22 protein-coding genes are annotated in these 20,123 nt (G+C 41.2%); 10 read left to right on the plus strand and 12 right to left on the minus strand.

The window, feature by feature from the left end:
* The first annotated feature begins 235 nt into the window (after positions 1-235).
* The gene (locus QUF73_10885; GenBank protein MDM5226726.1) at positions 236-436 is read left to right on the plus strand and encodes an alpha/beta-type small acid-soluble spore protein; all 201 of its coding nucleotides are present in this window, start codon (positions 236-238) and stop codon (positions 434-436) included.
* A 69-nt stretch (positions 437-505) separates the two neighbouring features.
* On the opposite strand, the gene QUF73_10890 is transcribed toward QUF73_10885, so the two are convergent.
* The 3 genes from QUF73_10890 to QUF73_10900 form a co-directional block, all read right to left on the minus strand.
* Entirely contained in the window at positions 506-1,030 is a 525-nt protein-coding gene (locus tag QUF73_10890; protein ID MDM5226727.1) for an HAD family hydrolase, read from the minus strand.
* A 129-nt stretch (positions 1,031-1,159) separates the two neighbouring features.
* A complete protein-coding gene (locus tag QUF73_10895) occupies positions 1,160-1,510 on the minus strand; it encodes a YlbF family regulator (protein MDM5226728.1) in 351 nt (116 codons plus the stop codon).
* Positions 1,511-1,619: 109 nt separating this feature from the next.
* Positions 1,620-2,765 (minus strand): DUF445 family protein, encoded by a 1,146-nt coding sequence (locus QUF73_10900; protein MDM5226729.1) that lies wholly within the window; start codon positions 2,763-2,765, stop codon positions 1,620-1,622.
* A gap of 224 nt (positions 2,766-2,989) precedes the next feature.
* On the opposite strand from QUF73_10900, the gene QUF73_10905 reads away from it, so the two are divergent.
* The 4 genes from QUF73_10905 to QUF73_10920 are packed head-to-tail and all read left to right on the plus strand — an operon-like array spanning position 2,990 to position 7,976.
* Positions 2,990-4,360, plus strand: a complete 1,371-nt coding sequence (locus QUF73_10905; GenBank protein ID MDM5226730.1) for a YheC/YheD family protein — start codon at positions 2,990-2,992, stop codon at positions 4,358-4,360.
* 4 nt (positions 4,361-4,364) lie between these two features.
* Positions 4,365-5,468 carry a YheC/YheD family protein gene (locus QUF73_10910; protein MDM5226731.1) on the plus strand — a complete coding sequence of 368 codons (1,104 nt, stop codon included), beginning with the start codon at positions 4,365-4,367 and terminating at the stop codon, positions 5,466-5,468.
* Positions 5,446-6,810, plus strand: a complete 1,365-nt coding sequence (locus tag QUF73_10915) for a YheC/YheD family protein (protein MDM5226732.1) — start codon at positions 5,446-5,448, stop codon at positions 6,808-6,810. Before QUF73_10910 ends, QUF73_10915 begins: the two co-directional genes overlap by 23 nt.
* Positions 6,807-7,976, plus strand: a complete 1,170-nt coding sequence (locus QUF73_10920) for a YheC/YheD family protein (GenBank protein MDM5226733.1) — start codon at positions 6,807-6,809, stop codon at positions 7,974-7,976. Before QUF73_10915 ends, QUF73_10920 begins: the two co-directional genes overlap by 4 nt.
* Before the next feature lie 90 nt (positions 7,977-8,066).
* On the opposite strand, the gene QUF73_10925 is transcribed toward QUF73_10920, so the two are convergent.
* Complete coding sequence (locus QUF73_10925) at positions 8,067-8,240, minus strand: hypothetical protein (GenBank protein MDM5226734.1); 174 nt, start codon at positions 8,238-8,240, stop codon at positions 8,067-8,069.
* Between the two features lie 96 nt (positions 8,241-8,336).
* Here QUF73_10925 and QUF73_10930 point away from each other — a divergent pair, with 96 nt between their 5' ends.
* Both QUF73_10930 and QUF73_10935 read left to right on the plus strand, forming a co-directional pair.
* Positions 8,337-8,543 carry a YheE family protein gene (locus tag QUF73_10930; GenBank protein MDM5226735.1) on the plus strand — a complete coding sequence of 69 codons (207 nt, stop codon included), beginning with the start codon at positions 8,337-8,339 and terminating at the stop codon, positions 8,541-8,543.
* 89 nt (positions 8,544-8,632) lie between these two features.
* Entirely contained in the window at positions 8,633-8,818 is a 186-nt protein-coding gene (locus QUF73_10935; protein ID MDM5226736.1) for a hypothetical protein, read from the plus strand.
* A gap of 48 nt (positions 8,819-8,866) precedes the next feature.
* Here the strand turns inward: QUF73_10935 and QUF73_10940 are convergent, their stop codons facing one another.
* Positions 8,867-9,127, minus strand: a complete 261-nt coding sequence (locus QUF73_10940; protein ID MDM5226737.1) for a metal-sensitive transcriptional regulator — start codon at positions 9,125-9,127, stop codon at positions 8,867-8,869.
* Between the two features lie 129 nt (positions 9,128-9,256).
* Here QUF73_10940 and QUF73_10945 point away from each other — a divergent pair, with 129 nt between their 5' ends.
* Together QUF73_10945 and ugpC are read left to right on the plus strand one after the other, a co-directional pair.
* Positions 9,257-10,147, plus strand: coding sequence for a helix-turn-helix domain-containing protein (locus QUF73_10945; protein MDM5226738.1), 891 nt, complete (start codon positions 9,257-9,259; stop codon positions 10,145-10,147).
* Between the two features lie 117 nt (positions 10,148-10,264).
* Positions 10,265-11,374, plus strand: coding sequence for a sn-glycerol-3-phosphate ABC transporter ATP-binding protein UgpC (gene ugpC, locus QUF73_10950; GenBank protein ID MDM5226739.1), 1,110 nt, complete (start codon positions 10,265-10,267; stop codon positions 11,372-11,374).
* A gap of 169 nt (positions 11,375-11,543) precedes the next feature.
* On the opposite strand, the gene QUF73_10955 is transcribed toward ugpC, so the two are convergent.
* Positions 11,544-11,786 (minus strand): hypothetical protein, encoded by a 243-nt coding sequence (locus tag QUF73_10955; protein ID MDM5226740.1) that lies wholly within the window; start codon positions 11,784-11,786, stop codon positions 11,544-11,546.
* Between the two features lie 296 nt (positions 11,787-12,082).
* Here QUF73_10955 and QUF73_10960 point away from each other — a divergent pair, with 296 nt between their 5' ends.
* Positions 12,083-12,301: an alpha/beta-type small acid-soluble spore protein gene (locus QUF73_10960; GenBank protein MDM5226741.1), complete on the plus strand. Its 219-nt coding sequence runs from the start codon at positions 12,083-12,085 to the stop codon at positions 12,299-12,301.
* A 66-nt stretch (positions 12,302-12,367) separates the two neighbouring features.
* Here the strand turns inward: QUF73_10960 and fumC are convergent, their stop codons facing one another.
* The 6 genes from fumC to QUF73_10990 all read right to left on the minus strand — a co-directional run bounded on the left by fumC (position 12,368) and on the right by QUF73_10990 (position 20,115).
* Positions 12,368-13,750, minus strand: coding sequence for a class II fumarate hydratase (gene fumC / locus QUF73_10965; protein MDM5226742.1), 1,383 nt, complete (start codon positions 13,748-13,750; stop codon positions 12,368-12,370).
* Between the two features lie 497 nt (positions 13,751-14,247).
* Positions 14,248-16,260, minus strand: coding sequence for an ABC transporter ATP-binding protein (locus QUF73_10970; protein MDM5226743.1), 2,013 nt, complete (start codon positions 16,258-16,260; stop codon positions 14,248-14,250).
* On the minus strand, positions 16,257-18,014 hold the full coding sequence (locus tag QUF73_10975; GenBank protein MDM5226744.1) for an ABC transporter transmembrane domain-containing protein: 1,758 nt from the start codon (positions 18,012-18,014) through the stop codon (positions 16,257-16,259). Before QUF73_10975 ends, QUF73_10970 begins: the two co-directional genes overlap by 4 nt.
* A gap of 568 nt (positions 18,015-18,582) precedes the next feature.
* A complete protein-coding gene (locus QUF73_10980) occupies positions 18,583-19,371 on the minus strand; it encodes an alpha/beta hydrolase (GenBank protein MDM5226745.1) in 789 nt (262 codons plus the stop codon).
* A 242-nt stretch (positions 19,372-19,613) separates the two neighbouring features.
* Positions 19,614-19,931 (minus strand): YbjQ family protein, encoded by a 318-nt coding sequence (locus tag QUF73_10985; GenBank protein ID MDM5226746.1) that lies wholly within the window; start codon positions 19,929-19,931, stop codon positions 19,614-19,616.
* A complete protein-coding gene (locus QUF73_10990) occupies positions 19,912-20,115 on the minus strand; it encodes a hypothetical protein (protein MDM5226747.1) in 204 nt (67 codons plus the stop codon). Before QUF73_10990 ends, QUF73_10985 begins: the two co-directional genes overlap by 20 nt.
* Positions 20,116-20,123: the final 8 nt, after the last annotated feature.

The following is a 20,123-nucleotide window of genomic DNA, read 5'->3' on the forward strand; positions in this document are numbered from 1 at the left end:
TATGTGCGGATGGCATTTATTTATGTGCGGATGAAGGAAATTTATGTGCGCTTAAGATTTTTTCTGTGCGTTTAGGACCAATTTATAAGCGCAAAGCTGATTTCAAGTCAAATCCAAATTAGAGTCCGCCAAAAATACCTTAAATTACCATATACACCTATGAATAAATCTTATTTTCTCTCCTAAAGCTATGAGTGTAACAATCAAGAAAACTACACCAAAGGAGATGAATTACATGGCAAGAAACAGCAATTCTAATCAGCTTTTAGTATCAGGAGTCAGCCAGGCAATTGATCAAATGAAGTATGAAATCGCAACAGAATTCGGTGTGAACCTTGGCCCGGAAACATCTTCAAGAGCAAATGGATCAGTAGGCGGAGAAATCACAAAGCGCCTGGTGCAAATGGCTGAGCAGCAGCTTGGCGGAGCACGCTAGTCCTTCCACGCAATCATAGTAAAATAAAATGCCGCTTCCAGCCAATTCTGGAAGCGGTTTTTTACTCTCCTATTTAAGCATTTCCAAAATATCTTCCACCGCCTCAAAAAGTGATGAGGCCTGGATATCTGCACTTGTTGGATCAGAGCCGATAAAAACAGTTCTGCAGCCAGCCTTCTTGCCTGCCTCAATGTCCCGCTCGTGATCGCCTACCATAATGCTCTTAGCCAGATCAAGATGGTGCCTTTCCGCCAAATCCAACAGCATGCCTGCATTTGGCTTGCGGCATTCACACCCGGCTTTCGGTTTATGAGGGCAATAGGACACCTCTTTAATTTCTCCGCCTTTTTCTTTAACAAGCTCCTGTAGCCTTTCATGAATTCTCCTTAGCTCTCTTTCTTTCAAAAAACCGAGTCCCACGCCGCCCTGATTGGTCACAACAAAAATTTCATAACCTGCTTTGGTCAGCTCTGCCACAGCTTCTGCCGCCCCTTCAAGTAAATATAACTGCTCAGGCTTGTTAACGAATTTCACCCTGTCAGATAAAACCTCGTTCAAAACTCCGTCCCGGTCAAGAAAAATGGCTTTTTTCAATTTGCTGCCCCCTTACTGTAAATCAACATCTATCATAAAGGTACCCAAACCTCGTTCAGTTTAATAGGGATAATGCTTTTTCTTATTAAAAAACCCCCGAAATCAATTCCGGGAGTTTTCCAATGCTAATTATTCAACTGCACCATAAAGCTCTTCAAGAGGCTTCATGATGATTTTGTTCATTTCTGCAATCATCATGCTCATGCGCTGTTCTGCTTCCATAAGCTTTGAGATTTGGGCGTGCTGCTGTACAAGGGCGACTGTCTTTTGTGCCTGTTCTACTTCTTCCTGTGTAATATCCTGGCCCATCATTTGTTTTTGCTGAAGTTCCATCTGGATTTTGCGGAAGTTATCAAACATTGCTTTGGCAGACGGATCTGCATTCACATCATCGTATGATTGTTTTAAAGCCTTATATTCATTGCTTTCCCGCACTGCTTTTTCTAATTCATAGGCTGAATCATATAAATTTACTGTCATAGAAAACACTCCTTCCGGTTCTTGTTCAAAAAGGAAAATTCATTTTCCTCATTTTTGAACATCCACTCCACTATAACAAAGTATGATAGTAAACGCGAGGCGATAACCTTTAATTAATCAATATGGCTAAGACTCCCTGAATAAGACCAATAATACCCCCAAGGAGGAAGCCTAGATTTGTAATCATTGTTAACTCGCTTTTTATTATGGAAAAGACCATATCTTCCAGCCTTTCCACCGAAAAATTGCTGACCTGTTCACGGACAATTTCAGACAGACGAAGTCGTTCCATAACCATTTCAGTTTTTCCCGAAAGCCAATCAGTAAGCATCTGTACACTTTTAGGAGCCAGTTCATCTACAATGTATGTCCTATATGGTTTCATAAAAGATGAAATTGGCGTTCTAAATAACTCCTCCAGATTAATGACTCTGTGGGCAATATTCTTTAATACTGAAAGAATCTGTTCTTTTTCGAGCTGCTCTTCAATAACTGCAGCGTCCACTTCAAGAACTTTACCCCACTCTCTTTGTAAAAGTGCGGTAATCAGATCGGACGTTCCCTCATTATTTAAAAACTTTATGATTTCCGGCTGAATTTTATCTGCAATATTAATGTTCCCCATGAACATCTGCAGCATGTTGCTCAGAACGCCGCTGCGCTCACGAACAAAATCATCTGCCATTCTTTGTATCCTCATTTTGCCTTCAATGCTGGAAAAATAATCAGTCCCCTTTTGAAGGATCATTGAACTGATAGCCGGGATTTTTTCATCCACTTTATCCAAAAGAGCTTGAGGAATAACTTCTTTAAGGGGCCGGCTGCGATATTCACTAATGATTTTTTCATACTTCTGCTCAATTAATAAGTTAATGCGGTATTCTGTTTTCGCTTGCCCATCCGTGATTCCAATCGCTGCAAGAATGTCATCTGCTGATTTTTCCGACAGCAGGATAGTGTCAAGCTCTTTTTGAACCAGCCCAGTCATATCACGCTGAAATTGAGCATTGATGACCTTCTTCTTGATGCTTTCTGGTGTCAAAAGATGATTAACAACAAGCTTACCCATCTGATCAGCCATTTCATCTCTTCTTTTAGGAATCAGCCCCGGGGTAAATGGAACCTTCCATTTGCCTATGTAAACGGCATTATAAGGTTTAAAGAGCATTTTAATAGCCAGGTAATTTGTAAACCCGCCAATGAGAGCCCCAATTAACATCATCAAAAATATTGTTATTGCAATATCCATAGACATCTCTACCTTCCTTAAGTTACAGGCACCTCTCCTGACGCACCATTTTATTGCCCAGAACATACGATATGGCATCAGCTTTTGCCTATTTTTTTATTATACAGTGAAAACTTCATCAATGGGAGTTTTGCACTTTCTGCCGCAGGTAAAATTCAGACTTCATTTTGCACCCTGCATTCGGCTACCCAGAATAGGCTCAAATAAAGATAAGCAAATGAGGAATGATCATGTCAGTTTCTTTATTGCCTATTACGATTGTTCCGGTAAAGAAGTTTCAGGAAAATCAATTTCGTATTCAAATTAGCCATTCTCTCGTCCATTACTGGAATATTGATCTGCATATGCCACATTTGCTGCAGATCGGCAAGCACACCATTCAGATAACCATTGAAGGAGCAAACATTACGAAAGATGAGGTTATTTTCAGTGATCGGCTTTTTCAGGAATGCTGCTTGCCAATGGAAGATCTCCATTTCGTTGCCAGTTACTCCAGAAAGGACTTTACTATCACTGCCGGACCAATTATAGGGCTGATGACAGATTTCAATGATAGCGGCGAAGAGCCTGACTTCCGCTCTATTCATTCTTTTTGCGAAGAATTGCATGAGGTTGTTTCAAATATGGGGGGATTTTTTTATGTGTTTCACTTTCAGGACTTCATTCAAGGCAGTCTGCAAGGGTACTGCCTGCAGGATGGAAAGTGGATACAACGGCAGGTTCCTTTGCCGAGTGTAATCTATAACCGGATTCACTCCCGAATGCTTGAAGCAAGTTCCGCATTTCAATCATTTAAAAACAGCCTAAAAAAATATAACATCCCTGTGTTTAATGACCGTTTTTTATCAAAAAAGGAAGTTCATAATCTGCTCTTTTCTGAGGATCATATGCAGCCTTATCTCCCTGATACAGCCATAGCAGATGAACAAACCATCAAGGATATGCTGACCAGACACAGATTAATATTCCTAAAGCCCATACACGGCAGCCAGGGCCGGAATATTATCAGACTGAGTTTAAACGGCGAAGAAATCATGACAGAACTATCAACCGGAAACGGCAGGGAGAATACACTCACTTTCAAAAATTATACCCGCTTTGCACAGTGGTTCCAGCAATACCAAAAGAATACAATTTATCTGACCCAGCAGGCTATCTCTCTGCAAACCTATAAAAACAGGCAGCTTGATTTCCGTGTGCTCTGCCACAAAAATTTTCAGGATATTTGGAAAGCCACTTCAGCAGTTGCAAGGATTTCTGCTGAGCAGCAATTCGTTTCAAACATTGCAAGAGGCGGGGAAATCATGAAACCTCTAAGAATTTTTTCGATGCTGTCTGATCAGAAAACAGCGGTTCAGCAGCTGGCATTATTGAAGGAACTTGCAGTCGAAACAGCAACGATTATCAGCCAGAAATGCGAAGGGCTTGTCGGAGAACTCGGAATTGATATTGGTTTAGATACAAATGGAAAACTATGGATCATCGAAGTGAATTCTAAGCCCTCCAAAAATTTCGAAGACAAAGAAAAAAGAGTAAGGCCCTCAGCCAAGGCACTGATGGAATATGCAACGGCATTATCATTCATCCAAAGAGGAGGATAACAACATGCTTTCATTCGGAATCATGACATTGAATAAACGGAGTGAACAGTCATATTTTATGGAATTGGCCAAAAGAGCTAATGAATATAATATTAACTGCTGCCGGTTTGTGCCTTCAGATATCAATCCTATTACAGAAAGAATTACAGGTGATTTCTATAACCCTGCTTCAGGCGGATGGGAGCAAGCAGAATTTACAGTGCCCGAAATCCTTTATGACCGCTGTTTTTACGGAAATGATTCCCACTCAAAACAATGCATGTCCATCGTGAATTGGCTCAAGGCAAGAACTGATATCCAATTCCTTGGCCATGGCTTGCCTAATAAGCTTGAATTATATGAAATCCTGTCCTGCACAAACATTTCACCCTATTTGCTAAAAACAACCCCCTTTACTGGCGCTGACAGGTTCATAGGCAGCCTCATGCCTGATCATCCCCTCATCTTAAAACCCGCAAGCGGCTCACAGGGGCACGGAATCTATTATATTGAGAAAACAGGCAAAAACATTCTTGTTAAAACAGATAAAAAGAATGCTCAGGTTACCCGCAGCTTTGAAAGCGCTGAAAAGGCAGCGGGCTGGCTTAATAACCTGACCTCGAAACGGCAATACCTCTTCCAGCCATATGTGAATCTATCGAACAAGGAAGAACAGCCCTTTGATATAAGAATTTTGCTTCAAAAGGACAGGAATGGCACCTGGAAGGAGCTTGGCCGGGGCATTCGGACGGGCAGAAATGGCGGCATCGTCTCCAATTTAAGCACTGGCGGCAGCAATATTTCTTTTGAGGATTGGATTACTGAATACCCATCTTCATTGAGGAGTTTTCTTTGCGATGAACTTAATGACATTATCGATACACTTCCCGCCGCGCTTGAACGAAAGCTTCCTCCGCTATTTGAAATGGGAATCGATATAGGAGTGGAAAACAACGGATCCATTTGGATTTTGGATATCAACTCAAAACCAGGCAGAAAAACCATCCTGAACAGCCAGCCTGAAAAGAAGGAAGAATTATATACCGCTCCCCTTCACTATGCCAAATTCCTGGCAGCCAATAAGGAATTGGAAAGGAGCACGAATCATGAGAAAACAATATCAAATTGAAATTTCCGATTCAGCCTCCAAAACAGTTTATATTCCGAATGAGCTTAACCTTCATACTCATTTGACGAAACTGGCCTTTGGCACACATTCTGCAGATGCCGCTTTCTTACTTCAGAAAACAAAGAAAAACTCCATCATTATAAGTAAAGGTGTGGCAGATGCACTGCATTTCCCTGACCTTAAGATTCCTCTGCATGCATTTGCCAATAAGGGGACACTGTACCTCGGCCCGCTCGTAGGAATCTTCACATCAGGATTCACCTCCTTTCCTTTGAGGCCAGTCGGGGATCGGACCTTGTTTTTTGCCAAACTGCTTTCAGTCAAAAAAACGGTTGGAGCAATTCCGTATTTGTTCGGTGACCAGCATATCAACTGGGAACAAGGAACAATCAGTGGGCTTTTTTATCATGAGGAAGGATGGGAAACCTTTGAAGTGCCTTTTCCGAATGTCGTATATGATCGGCTTCCCAATCGAAAAAGTGAAAGAAGGATCGAACTTAAAGAAGTTCGTGACCGTCTGCAGAAAGACTATTTAATTCCCTGGTATAATCCTGGTTTCTTTAATAAATTGGATGTTTATGAAAGACTGCAGAACGATGATGATATTAGTCACTACTTGCCGGAAACCCACCCTTTTTCTTCATTTTCTGTAATTGAAAGAATGCTGGCTGATTATGGCCATATTTTCCTAAAACCGATTAATGGAAGCCTGGGGCTTGGTATTCATCAAATTATTTATGATAAAAAGGATGGTCATTATTATTGCCGATATAGAGTGCGGGATGATAACCGGCTGAGAAAGTTTCACAGCCTGGAAAATTTGATGGGGAATGTTTTTGCAGGACGGAGTTTAAGCCGGATGCTTGTTCAGCAGGGAATCCATTTGCTCCGTCATGAACAGAGGACGATTGATTTCAGGATTCATACGAATAAAGATGAGAATGGGGAATGGAAAGTAACAGCTGCAGCTGCAAAAATGGCGGGACCTGGCAGTGTTACAACCCATGTTAAAAGCGGCGGTGAAATCAAAACCCTGGAAGAAGTATTTGAATCGGATGCTGAAAAAGCAGCAGCAGTGGAAAAGTTGGGTGAGGCGGCACTAAAAATCAGCAAGGCTCTAGAACGGAACATGGAAGGAATTATCGGTGAAATCGGCTTTGACTTTGGATTGGACCGAAATGGCCATGTGTGGCTTTTCGAAGCAAACTCCAAGCCTGGCAGATCTATATTTAAACACCCTCAGCTCCGTGAGTTCGATTTTCTTACCCGCAAGCTTTCGCTTTCATTTGCAGTCTTCCTTGCCGAAGCATCCATTATGAAATCTCAGGAAATATTCAGATGAAGATTTATTATGACTGGGCCAGCAGGAAATGGTTCAGCAGCACCAGCTGTACCCTGGGAAGGGATCCGCATCCTTTAAGCACCATAAGCCCGCAGGCGGAACTAAATTCGACTTCCTTTTCATTGACAATGCAAAACGATAATGCAGGACCGGTGATAGGTATTTTGACCGGAAAAGGAAAGGACCAGTCTATCGCCGGCAATGGCCCCTTATTTAAGGCACTGCAGAAAAACATACTTCAGCAAAATGGCGTTTCCTTTGTATTTACGGCAGAAGACCTGAAGGAGAATTCCGTGAACGGCTATATTTATTTTCCCCAGCAGGATAAATGGATTGAGGCAAGATGCCCTCTTCCTCATCTTGTCTACAACAGGGTGCCTTTCCGGAAACTTGAAAAAACAGAAGCCTTTCATAAAGCGAGCCGTTTTTTTAAGGAGCATAATATTCCATTTTTCAACCCGGAATTTCTCGATAAATTCGAAGTTTTCCAGCTATTAATGGACTATTCGCCCTTGCAGGAGTATATTCCTGAAACCATTCTTGTCTCCGGTCCAAAAGAGCTTAAGGATTTTATCCGCAAATATAATAATGTCTACTTAAAGCCAGCAAACGGCTCCAAAGGCAAAGGGATATACCATTTAAGCCAGCTGGGAAAGGGAATACGATTGAAGGGTCTGCACGATTCATTCAGTTACACTGATTATGATAATTTCTGGAACCAATGGGATATTCTCCTGACGAATAAATCTTATTTGGCACAGAAAGCGATCAGCCCTGCCAGAAAGGAAGGCAAGCGATTTGATTTTAGAATTCTGGCCCATTTCAGCGAAGGCAAATATTCTGTTACAGGGATTGGCATCAGGCAGTCAAATGAACAGGATATTACAACACATATACCCAATGGCGGGATAATGATTCCATATGAAAGTGTCCGTACGAAAGAACATGATGCGTTTATTCATACAGCAGCAGCGGAGGCAGGAAAGCTCCTTGAGAAGAAGAAAGGTTTTTATGGGGAATACTCTATTGATGCAGGATTAACTGACCAGGGCACTTATGTGATTTATGAAATAAATTCCAAACCGATGAGTTTTGATGAAGTTTGGATAGAAGAAAATAGAATTGAAGAACTTACCCGCTTATTTTTCTCGCTGGCGGGGTTCTAGCAGATCAATAAAAATAGCCGTACACCCATAGCGTGCACGGCTATTTTAATGCGATTTTTTACAAGTGCCAGGTCCAAAACCGCAAAAGGATTAATAAGTCGTTACAGGGCTTTTCGCTGTCTTCACTTTATCTTTTTTAGAGGCACTTCCGGAGAATGATTTAAACTGGTCTTTAAGCTTTTGGCGTGCCTCAGGGTTTCTCATTAAATAAGCTGCTCCAAGTGCCATGGCTGACATCATAAATTTATTGTTTCTTTTCATCATCTTTGCCTCCTTTTAATGTTAAAATGTTTCTACATCTATTCCATTCCCCTTTTCAGGAACATTAAACGGGATATTACAACATCTGGAGGAGCCCTAATGCTGACACACTTTCAATTCAAACCTTTATATGAAAATAAACATTTGCCGGGATGGACATTTTCTTTTTACTTTAAAAAGCAAAAAATGACTGGCATTTATCATCCTGACGGTAAAATTCAATGGACATCCGGAGACCCTGCTGCCCAGGAGGAAGAATTAAAGTCCCAAATTCATGAATTAATGTTATTTCATGTGTATGAATGAGAAATAATTAGAGGATTCATGCATGACCCTAAAGCTCTTTTGGAAAAATAACCCCGCCAGGATATTTCATATAAAGGAGCGATTCAAACATGGATAAGAAACACAAGGTTTCAGAGGATGTGAACAATGAAGGCAGGGACAAAGCTTATATGGATATAGACAGAATCATAAACGAAGGTCTTTCTGGAGGCTCCGTTCATGGACGCGGTGATGATGTTAATATCGAACAGGCTAGGGAACTGCATGAGGAAGAACCTCCATCTGAGGCAGAATAATAATAAAAGCGGAAGGCACCTGAATCCAGGCGCCTTCCGCTTTTCTGATCATCTGCTTTTCACAATCATATTCACTGCTTCCTGGATTGCATTCTCTGCATTTTTGCCTTCGTCATTAGCTTCCCGAATACATGTTTCCAAATTTTTAGCTACAATATATCCCATTGCACGGTCAACTGCAGAACGGACAGCAGATAATTGTGTTACAACATCCTTGCAGTGCTTTTCTTCTTCCATCATTCGGATAACACCCCGCACCTGGCCTTCCAGCCTCTTCAAGCGATTTTTCATTTCCGGTGTATATTCCATGAGTCTCACCCCTTACACTTTCATTTCACCTTTATAGAAACATTCACAGAATAAGTTAATTTTTTCAATTAAATTATAACTGCTATAATATAAGAAACACAAAAATTTATCAAACTAAAGGGTAATGATATGTTTAAAAAATTACATGACCAATATCCGGGCTCTCTGCTTGAAAATGAAAGACCTGATTTTAGCTTTTATTTTGATATGTACTGGCTTCATCATGAGGATTCGGGCCAATGGCTTGGCATCCCATCTCAAGAGGTATCTGCAGACAGTCTGATGGTCTTAAAAACTTTATTTGAATTCCATGACTGCTCCATTCACCATGCCCCCCCTGCCCAAGCCTGGTTTCTATACCTTTTTTCAAATGGGGAACTTCCATCATTAGCAAAAGATGTTCCGTACAGGCTTGTTCAATTTAAGATGTCTGAGGGCGAATGGATACGCGAGGATATGGAAGCTGCTTTTAAAGGTTTTTTTGAAAAGGACATTATGATCTTATGGAACGGGCCAGCTAGAGGCGTCATTGTTGAGGAAGCTAACGACCCTCTTGCCGAAGAAGAATTCCTTGCTATTTCCAACGCTTTTGAAAGTGATTTTTTTGTAAAAACATCCTTTTACATTGGCATTCCGAATAGGCTGGAGGCATATTTACGCAATTATTTTAAAGAAGAACAGCGTTTTTTTGAGCAAGCCTCTTCTTTGCTTCCAGCCGAAAGGGTGCTGAAATTCGAAACGCTATTTCCCTCCCTTGTCACCGGGAGTCTGGACGAAAATTTAAAAATGAGCCTGCTTTCACGCCTTTCTTTACTGGAAGAAGACCCAGAACTCCTGCACACCATAAAGGTTTTTTTACAAAACAGCTCCAACGTTTCATTAACTGCAAAAAAATTGTATGTCCACCGCAATACTCTGCAATACAGACTGGATAGGTTCACAGAAAAAACGGGCATTCAATTAAAAGATTTCAACAGTGCGCTGACGGTTTATTTAGCTTGTTTGCTGGTTGAACAGTAATGATTTGAGCACTTTGCATAAAAACGCTTTCAGATTTTTTGTGCAGTTTGGCCATATGGGAAAACCCGCATATCCATTAAACTGTTATTAAATAAAGAATATTGGGAGGTTACCCTTATGGCAGAATTAAAACTCGATAATATTTATAAAATTTATGACAATAAAGTAACGGCAGTAGAAGATTTTAACCTTCATATAAAGGATAAAGAATTTATCGTATTTGTCGGTCCTTCCGGCTGCGGTAAATCCACAACTCTCCGTATGATTGCTGGCCTTGAGGAAATTTCAAAAGGCGACTTCTATATCGACGAAAAGCGTGTCAACGATGTCCCTCCAAAAGATCGTGATATTGCAATGGTTTTCCAGAACTATGCACTTTATCCGCATATGTCTGTGTACGATAACATGGCTTTCGGCCTTAAGCTTCGTAAATTTCCAAAAGATGAAATCGACCGCCGTGTAAAGGAAGCTGCTAAAATTCTTGGTCTGGAGCCTTATCTTGACCGCAAACCGAAAGCATTGTCAGGCGGTCAGCGACAGCGTGTCGCCTTGGGCCGTGCGATTGTCCGCGATGCAAAGGTATTCCTGATGGACGAACCTTTATCAAATCTTGATGCAAAGCTTCGTGTTCAAATGCGTGCAGAAATTGCCAAACTTCATCAGCGTCTTCAAACTACAACCATCTATGTAACCCATGATCAGACAGAGGCCATGACAATGGCTACCCGCCTGGTTGTTATGAAAGATGGAGTGATTCAGCAGGTAGGCGCACCGAAAGAAGTTTATGAGAAGCCTGAAAACGTATTTGTAGGCGGATTTATTGGTTCACCTGCCATGAACTTCTTTAACGGAAAGCTTGAAGACGGCAAATTTGTCATTGGCAAAACCCAGATTGCTGTCCCAGAGGGTAAAATGAAAGTTCTTCGCGAACAAGGGTATACAGGCAAAGACATTGTCCTTGGCATTCGCCCAGAAGACATTCACGATGAGCCAGTATTTATTGATGCTTCTGCCGGATCAAAAATTAATGCCCGCATTGATGTTTCCGAACTGACTGGTGCTGAAACAATGATTTACTCAAGCATCGAAGGCCAGGATTTTGTGGCACGCGTAGATTCCCGCACAGATATTAAACCTGGCCAAAACCTTGAGCTGGCTTTCGATATGAACAAAGCACATTTCTTTGATGCTGACAATGAAAGAAGAATCCGTTCTGAAAAAGAATAATATTGAAGCCCCGTCGATGACGGGGTTTTTTTATACTGTCCAGCTCCAGCGCCTACACCGTCGAGGTGTCGGGGGTGAGCACTAAGGAATGGCACCCTTGAATAATCTTCGCAGGAACAAGCGGTATTGGCTTGTTCCGAAGGCGCTTCAGATTTCCTATATTTCCATTCTACTCTTTGATAAACTTTACAGAATCCTGACCGCATGATGGACATTTGAGCAAATGGGGACATTCTTCCCTTTGATAGTCCTGGGGATAGCCATCTTCCATTTTCATCTGGTCGATTGGCATATAGGCACTGTAATCATCGTAAAAATCCATTACTCTTCCTCTGTCCTCCATACTGCTTCCACAGGAGCTGCAGGTTGCTTCCAGTTTCTCAAACCCGTTGCAGACAGGGCATATCGCCATTTTAAATCCTCTCACTTTCGTTAACTTAGCAGATATTTAATATGGTTTGTTTGTTTAAGCTTCGTTATGTAAAACTCCTAATCAGGAAGTCCTTTCAGGAAAAAATTCCCGATTTTCAAAAAGAATAAACTCTTATAAATCAAACATAATAGAGAGTACACACAGCGGCATCAAGCACCCGCACTAAAAAACGATGGGTTACGCCAGGCAGTGGAGCAGGATAAAATCCTTGCGCTGGTGCAATTCCAGCTAACCCAACCAAAAAACCAACACTTATATTTCGAGGAGGAAATCACATGAACAATCAATCATCTAGCAGAAGCAATTCCTCAAACCAATTACTAGTACCAGGAGTAGCACAAGCACTTGATCAAATGAAGTACGAAATCGCTACTGAATTTGGTGTAAACCTTGGTGCAGAAACAACTTCTCGCGCTAACGGATCAGTTGGGGGAGAAATCACAAAACGCCTTGTACAAATGGCTGAACAACAGCTTGGCGGCGGTTCTTTCTAATAACGCAATATAACAATTGAATAAATATGGCTTGGCCTTCCTTTCTGAAAGGAGGGCCATTTAATGTTAGATCATTTTTTCGGGTACAACCCAATTCTCATATTGTTCTTCAGTAATATAGCCTGTTTTTAATGCTGCTTCTTTCAATGTTGTATTCTCCCTGAATGCGAGTTTTGCTATTTCCGCTGCTTTTTCATAGCCAATATGCGGATTAAGTGCTGTTACTAGCATTAGTGACCTCTCAACATGGTCATTAATCACTTCTTTGTTAGCTTCCAGTCCCTTCATGCAATTTTCATTGAAAGAGGCCATTCCATCTGCAAGGATTCTGATGCTTTGAAGAAGATTATAGATAATAACAGGCTTGAACACATTCAATTCAAAATTCCCCTGACTGGCAGCGAATCCAATTGAGGCATCATTTCCAAAGACCTGGCAAACCACCATCGTAAGAGCTTCACTCTGTGTCGGATTTACTTTGCCTGGCATGATTGAACTGCCAGGTTCATTTGCAGGTATCGATAATTCCCCAATTCCGCTGCGCGGCCCGCTTGCGAGCCAGCGGACATCATTGGCAATTTTCATTAAATCTGCCGCCAGCCCCTTCAATGTGCCATGAACATGGACAATTTCATTATGGCTGGTCAGGGCCTGAAATTTATTTTCAGAAGATCGGAAGGAATAGCCTGTAAGTCTGGATATTTCGTTTGCCATTTCAGATCCAAATGACTTATCTGCATTAATGCCTGTACCGACTGCTGTACCGCCAATGGCTAAGTCAAGCAGATATTGCTTTGCATCCGTCAGCATTTTTTCATTCTTTTCAAGCATGGCACGCCAGCCGCTGATCTCCTGGCCCAATGTAAGGGGAGTTGCATCCTGTAAATGGGTCCTGCCTATTTTCACGATTGTTTTAAAGGTCTCCTCCTTCAATTTGACCGTCTTTATTAATTCCTTCAATGATGGAAGCAGTTTTTTCTCCACCCCGGTATAGGCTGCGATATGCATGGCAGTCGGAAATGTATCATTCGAGCTTTGAGACATATTGACATCATCGTTCGGATGAACTTTAATTTCTTGCAAACCCTTCTCGTCCAGCAATTCATTTGCCTTTTTCGCGACAACCTCATTTACATTCATATTTGATTGTGTGCCACTCCCTGTCTGCCAGACAGCCAGCGGAAAATGACTGTCGAACTTATGATCAAGAACTTCATCACAGGCCCTTGTAATGGCATCCTTTTTGTCATCAGACAGTTTCCCAAGTTTATTGTTGACCACTGCAGCTGAACGCTTTACCTTAGCAAAAGCATAAATCACTTCCATCGGCATTTTTTCAATGCCAATTTTGAAATTATCCTTGCTCCGCTGTGTCTGGGCCCCCCAATATTTATCCGCAGGCACCTTCACTTCGCCAAGTGTATCCTTTTCAATTCTGAAATCAGCCAAATTTCATACCTCCTTAAATGATCACTATGATTCATATTTATTCTTTTCCCTTATTTTTAAAATTTAATGATAAAAATTGAAACAAAAAAAACTGCCGGGCGGTAAAGCCGGCAGCTATGCTTTCACAATTGTATATCCTATGAAGTATCCAAGCACCATAATACTTGCAATCACCAAAGTAATAGAAAATTCCTCCATTTGATCTCCTCCAGATATGTTTGATAATATCAAAATACCATGAAATGACTGATCATAAATTCTTTGCCCGGTACTATTTTGTGTCCGAAAAGTGAAATTTAATTGAACAACAAAATGTCTATGTTAATTGCTTGGGATTGTGATTCGCGGTTAAATTTGATTTTCCGCAGTTATATCGAAATTTCGCGGATACATTAATTTTTCCGCGGAAAAATCGAAATTTTCGCGGATATGCTCATCATATCTATGTTAAAAAACCTCGAAAACCTAAAAAGAAAGCGCCGTCCGGCGCTTTCTTGCTATCCTGCAAGTGTTGATCCTTGCTGGAGCTGATACATTTGATAATATTTACCCTTTTGCTCCATTAATTCATCATGGTTTCCTTTTTCAACTATTTTGCCTCTATCCAGAACGAGGATTTGATCAGCATTTCGGATTGTCGACAGCCGATGGGCGATAATAAAAGTGGTTCTCCCTTTTTTCAGCACATCCATGGCTTCCTGGATAATCAATTCTGTCTCAGTATCAATGCTTGATGTTGCTTCATCGAGTATCAGGATGGCCGGGTCAAAAGCAAGGGCACGCGCAAAGGAAATGAGCTGCCTCTGCCCGCTGGAGAGCGTGCTTCCCTTCTCGATAACCGGCTCATCGAAACCTTTTTCAAGATGCTGAAAAATCTTATCTGCTCCGACGTCCTTCAGAGCCTTCTCTACTTTGTCACGCGTTATTTCAGGGTCATCAAGACTGACATTGGAAGCAATAGTCCCTGTGAACAAAAAAGGATCCTGCAGGACGATGCCCATATGTTTGCGGAGCTCCTGCCTTGGAATCTGATTTATATCCATTCCATCGATCATAATCTTGCCTTCCTGGCAATCATAAAAGCGGAAGAGAAGATTCATGATTGAACTTTTCCCTGAACCGGTATGGCCTACCAGCGCAACTGTCTCTCCATGCATTGCTTCAAAATTCAGATCCTTCAGCACATATTCCTTCTCTTTATAGCCAAAGTGCACATGATCGAAAGTAACATCCCCTTTATAGCGGGATATTTTATTATCACTAATATCAATGCCCTTTTCATCAAGCAATTTGAAGACTCTTTCACCGGCAACAAGTGCCTGCTCCAGATTGGCCAATTGATTAACAATGCCCTGCACCGGCTGAAACAGGCGGTTAATATAATCTACAAATGCATAAAGCATCCCGAGTGAAATGACAGATGATGCATTTAGCGATTCTCCCCCAAAATACCAGATAAAGGAAACAAAGACCGCGTTTCTCAGCACCCCTACTAAATTATGTGAGGTCAGGGAATTCAGGCTCAAAAGTTTATTCTGGAAAGTAAAATGCTCTGTATTCAGCCTTTCGAAATCCTTTTGTGTATCTTTTTCGCGGCCAAACGCCTGGATGATGTTCATTCCCTGAATAGATTCGTTAACCATGCCATTGATATCACTCACCCTGGAACGGATTACATGGTTGTATTTCGATGCATACTTACGGTACACAATCGCCCATACATATAAAATAGGGAGCAGGATTAAACAGATTGCAGCAAGCTTGGCATCTAATATAAATAAAGCGATATAAATACCTGAAATATATATGGCACTTGTAAAAAAGGTTGCCAGTACTGTCACATAAAGCTCTCGAATGGCTTCTGTATCATTAGTTATACGGGCAACCACCTTGCCTGCCGGCAGATTGTCAAAATAACTGATTGGCAGTCTTTGAATCTGTCCGAATACATCCTCTCTCATTTGCTGAATGATTCTATTTGCCGATTTTTGCAGAAAAAACCGCTGGCCGTACTGAAAAAATGCAGCGATAACCAGCAATCCAAAGTAAAAGGCCAAAAGCTGAACGATCTTAGGAATCTCAGGTGAATAAAAAAGCATCAATTCTTCACCAGTCAATTCCTTACCAGCATATGTTTCAGTCTGGCCGCTTTTTTCAATAAGCAGTTTGCCGTCTTTAAAGGTTCGCTCTCCATCAAAAGCAATGTCATCGCTGATAAAGATGAATTGGCTTCCTGCCTGCAGGATGCGGGCCTGGTCTATTTTCTGCTCATCCTGATCAAGGTTTTGCTCTTTTTTGTAAAAATGTCCATCATATTCAACAGCATTTTCTCCGCCTTCTGTCTGATACCAAACAGATTCAATGCCTAGGATATGGTCATCAATCATTTTCTTAGCTATGAATGGCCCGGCCAGATCTGCCGCTACAGCTATCGTAAGCATCAGCAGTGCCGCAATAATCGTTTTTTTATATTGAAGTGCATACCGGATTAAACGTTTCCCCGTGGTCAAGAAAGCACCTCCTCTTCCTCAGAGACTTGAGTTTGCTGCCTCAAAAACTGTTCCTTGTACCACCCGTCTGCAGCCATTAAGTCCTCATGAGTGCCTTCTTCTGCAATTCTGCCTTCATCAAGGACAATAATATGCCCGGCGTGCTGGACAGCTGACATCCTGTGTGTTGTAATAATTGTAGTTTTACCCTTGCGCTCAGCCCGGATATTTTCGATGATCTTTTTTTCCGTTTTGGCATCAATGGCTGAAAGTGAGTCATCAAGGATCAGAATTTCCGGATCCTTCACTAGTGCACGTGCAATAGAAATCCGCTGTTTTTGTCCTCCTGATAAGGCCACTCCCTTTTCACCGACCAGTGTTTCAAGCCCTTCAGGCAGCAGTTCAAGGTCTTTGCGGAAAGCTGCCAAATCAATTGCTTTTTGCATATCTTCTTCAGCCGCTTCCTCTTTTCCAAAAAGGATGTTTTCCCGAACAGTTCTGGAGAAAAGAACATGATCCTGTGGAACATAACCGATCCATCCCCTCGTTCTTTCAAGCTCCTGTTCTTCGATCGGAACATCTGCAATTGCAAGCTTCCCGGTGCCTGATGGATATTCTCTTAATAGCTGCTTTATAAAAGTGGTCTTCCCGCTTCCTGTTTTCCCTACAATCCCCAGCGTTTCCCCGCGTTCGATATGCAGCTTAATCCCTTTGAGGTTGGCTGTTTTTGAGGAAGGATATTGGAAATGAACATCCTTAAAGGTAACACTGGCAGGAGTTTCAACGATAGACGGGTTTTCAGGATTCTTAATATCCTGCTTAGCGGACAATGTTTCCTGTACCCGATCAAGGGAGGCATTTCCCCTTTGCATAACATTAATTAATTCTCCAATAGCAAACATCGGCCAAATCAGCATGCCCAAATACACATTAAATGACACGAGCTGGCCCAGAGTGATGGTTTGATGGAAAACAAGATAAGCACCGTATCCCAGTCCTATAAGATAGCTTAAGCCCACAATCACTTTTATGGTTGGCTCAAAAAGAGAATCAATTTTGGCCACTTCAATGTTTTTGTTATAAACATCTTCAGTGAGCTCATGGAAGCGCTGCTGATCCGCTCTTTCCTGCACATAAGCCCGCACCACCCGAACTCCTGAAACTGATTCAAGAACTCGGTCATTGAGTTCCCCGAAGGCATCCTGTGCACTCATAAACCGTGTATGAATCTTCTTCCCGTAAATTTTTATCAGATAAGCCATGATAGGCAGTGGCAATATTGCTGCAAAGGTTAGTTTCCAGCTAACCAGAAATCCCATTGTAAATAATATCGTCAGCATAAATACGCTGGAATCAACCAGTGTCAATATTCCGAATCCGGCTGTAACCGAAATAGCTTTTAAATCATTTGTAGCCCTGGCCATTAAATCACCGGTCCGGTTTTTCTCAAAAAATGTTGGGGTCATTTTCAATAGGTGTCCCATAAACTGTGAACGCAGTTTCCTTTCTACCAAAAATGCCCCTCCGAAGAGCTGATACATCCAGATATAAGTTATTGCATAGGACACGATTGTGATGATTGCCAATAAACCAAGGTATTCCATTATTTTAGCACTGCTCATTTCACCCAGATGGATATCATCAATTGCCATTCCTACAAGCCTTGGAGGCATTACATCAAGGATTCCGACAATGATCAGCAGAGTAATGGCAATTGTGTACCTTTTCCAGTTTTCTTTAAAGAACCAGCTTAATTTTCCTAAAATTGAAAACAACGGTCTCTCCCCTTTCCCGCATGAAGCTCAAGTTTTAATCAAGAGCTTTCATACTTAAACAGCAGCAAATCCATAACTATCCTCCATCAAGATCTTCCGGCAAAATTGTTTTTCTTTTCATCCTTAAAACATTCATAAAATTATCCTCCCTTTTTTGTATTGCTGCCGAAAACAGCCGCTAAATAAAAGCGTAAATATATGGAAACAGGATATACCTGCAATTCCTATTGGAACTTCTGTATAATCGGACAAAAAAAGACATACCGCGGCATGCGATATGTCTTAATAGACAAAGGAGCACACGTCACAAAACGTAACCTGTGCTCCTACAAAATGTACAGGCAGATCCTGTTTACATTTTTATATACTTTAAAGGAGAGGTTACAGATTTTCTTTTTTGAGTTGTTTTTAGATGATGATGAATTAAGATCATTTTGTAACCCTCCTTTTCATTTTTTTCCATATTGGTAAGATTATCACCGCTCACCCCAAAAGTCAATCCACCTTTTTCCTATTCTTTAAAATTTTCTGTCATCAGATCATTTAAAAAAGGATCCTCTGGGATCCTTTATGAAGCCAATCTTCTTTTTTGCCTTCTGATGAAATCGATAGTTATCTGGTTAAAGGCATCAGGTTTATCAATGTTGCATACATGCCCTGCACCTGTAATGACTTTGACTGTAGCTGTTTTTGCTTTTTGGGCAATGCTTTTTACAGACTTAATAAACAAGTGGTCTTCCTGCCCCATGATGAAAAGGGTAGGGATGTGGGATATGGTTGTCTGGATTTTTCCAAGGTACGGATTGACTGACTTTGTTAAGGACAGCCAGTTGATGAATTCTTTTTGGCACATTTTTGCTGCCTGCTTTACAAAGGCATGTCTTGATTCAAGATGATTTCTTTTTGGCATGATGATCCAGGCAAAAAGCTGATAAAGAAGCATATATGGCAGCATATACTTAGTCAAATTGGCGATGGCTATCAAAAATCTTGTACGCCAGTTCAATTCTGTAATGGCTCCGCCTAAAATCATGGAAGCCACTCTTTCCGGATGATCCTGCGCAATTGTCTGAATCACTATTGTCCCCAGCGAGATTCCAACAAAGTGGGACTCTGTAATATGGAGATGATCGAGCACCTCAACTATTTCCTGAGATACTTCTGAAAAATGATCTCCTTCTTCCCAGGTACCTCTTCCAGATTGACCATGTCCGCGCAAATCTACCAGCAGAACATTGAAATGCTTTTTGTACTCTCTCATTTGTTTAAACCAAATTGCAGAGCTGCCCCCTGCACCATGAACAAAGGTAACCCATGGCAATGATTCATCTTTCACATACGTACGGTAATATAGCATATAAACTCCAATCCACATTCAAGTGTCATTTTCATAGTGTTGTTTTTTAAAGAAGTTTCACTCTATTGTAAAGGATTTCAGTGTAAATTGCTTTTAAAATCACAAAAAAATCACTAGTTTCTTTTCAAGTATTTTCTGCCAAATATTTACCTGCAAATCTTTCCCTATTTATCACAAAAAAAAACCAGTCATATCTATCAAAATAAAAAAACCAGCTAAAGTGTCAGCTGGCTTTTCTCCTGTTATTCTTCAATTATAGCTGCGGTTCCGTATGCAATGATCTCTGCAGCATTCTGCATAACAGCTGATGTCTGCAGCCGCATTCCAATAATTGCGTTGGCCCCTTTTTCCCTAGCATCTTCAACCATTCTGCCTATTGCCTTCTGTCTTGCTTCATCCATCATTTCCGTATATTCGCCAATTTCTCCGCCAACAATTGTTTTCAATCCTGCAAGGATATCTTTACCTATATGTTTTGTCTGTACTGTACTTCCTCTTACAAAACCTTTAATTTCTTTAATCTCTTTCCCTGGTATCGCATCAGTAGTCACGATAATCATTTTGTTCCTCCTCCTCTTTTTCTTTTTTTCTCTCAGCTATCAGCACAATAAATATCGCGAAAATCATTAAAGCATATAAAATATAAAACATAATCGCTGCCTTAATATTAATGAACAGCATCGCGATTCCAAGCAGCTGGCCGCCAGTGGCTGTAAGCAGCAGCATCTGTTTTAACTTTTTCATCCTTCCAT

Source organism: Cytobacillus sp. NJ13 (assembly GCA_030348385.1).
Taxonomy (GTDB): domain Bacteria; phylum Bacillota; class Bacilli; order Bacillales; family Cytobacillaceae; genus Cytobacillus.

What these genes read in the sequence shown, in the direction of transcription:
- QUF73_10900 (MDM5226729.1), bottom strand. Translation starts at nt 2,765, where the DNA reads ATGTCTATGGATATTGCAATAACAATATTTTTGATGATGTTAATTGGG.
- QUF73_10925 (MDM5226734.1), bottom strand. Translation starts at nt 8,240, where the DNA reads ATGATGAAAAGAAACAATAAATTTATGATGTCAGCCATGGCACTTGGA.
- QUF73_10885 (MDM5226726.1), top strand. Translation starts at nt 236, where the DNA reads ATGGCAAGAAACAGCAATTCTAATCAGCTTTTAGTATCAGGAGTCAGC.
- QUF73_10930 (MDM5226735.1), top strand. Translation starts at nt 8,337, where the DNA reads ATGCTGACACACTTTCAATTCAAACCTTTATATGAAAATAAACATTTG.
- QUF73_10945 (MDM5226738.1), top strand. Translation starts at nt 9,257, where the DNA reads ATGTTTAAAAAATTACATGACCAATATCCGGGCTCTCTGCTTGAAAAT.
- QUF73_10980 (MDM5226745.1), bottom strand. Translation starts at nt 19,371, where the DNA reads ATGCTATATTACCGTACGTATGTGAAAGATGAATCATTGCCATGGGTT.
- QUF73_10915 (MDM5226732.1), top strand. Translation starts at nt 5,446, where the DNA reads ATGAGAAAACAATATCAAATTGAAATTTCCGATTCAGCCTCCAAAACA.
- QUF73_10955 (MDM5226740.1), bottom strand. Translation starts at nt 11,786, where the DNA reads ATGGCGATATGCCCTGTCTGCAACGGGTTTGAGAAACTGGAAGCAACC.
- QUF73_10920 (MDM5226733.1), top strand. Translation starts at nt 6,807, where the DNA reads ATGAAGATTTATTATGACTGGGCCAGCAGGAAATGGTTCAGCAGCACC.
- QUF73_10940 (MDM5226737.1), bottom strand. Translation starts at nt 9,127, where the DNA reads ATGGAATATACACCGGAAATGAAAAATCGCTTGAAGAGGCTGGAAGGC.
- QUF73_10895 (MDM5226728.1), bottom strand. Translation starts at nt 1,510, where the DNA reads ATGACAGTAAATTTATATGATTCAGCCTATGAATTAGAAAAAGCAGTG.
- QUF73_10985 (MDM5226746.1), bottom strand. Translation starts at nt 19,931, where the DNA reads ATGATTATCGTGACTACTGATGCGATACCAGGGAAAGAGATTAAAGAA.
- QUF73_10990 (MDM5226747.1), bottom strand. Translation starts at nt 20,115, where the DNA reads ATGAAAAAGTTAAAACAGATGCTGCTGCTTACAGCCACTGGCGGCCAG.
- QUF73_10905 (MDM5226730.1), top strand. Translation starts at nt 2,990, where the DNA reads ATGTCAGTTTCTTTATTGCCTATTACGATTGTTCCGGTAAAGAAGTTT.
- ugpC (MDM5226739.1), top strand. Translation starts at nt 10,265, where the DNA reads ATGGCAGAATTAAAACTCGATAATATTTATAAAATTTATGACAATAAA.
- QUF73_10935 (MDM5226736.1), top strand. Translation starts at nt 8,633, where the DNA reads ATGGATAAGAAACACAAGGTTTCAGAGGATGTGAACAATGAAGGCAGG.
- QUF73_10910 (MDM5226731.1), top strand. Translation starts at nt 4,365, where the DNA reads ATGCTTTCATTCGGAATCATGACATTGAATAAACGGAGTGAACAGTCA.
- QUF73_10960 (MDM5226741.1), top strand. Translation starts at nt 12,083, where the DNA reads ATGAACAATCAATCATCTAGCAGAAGCAATTCCTCAAACCAATTACTA.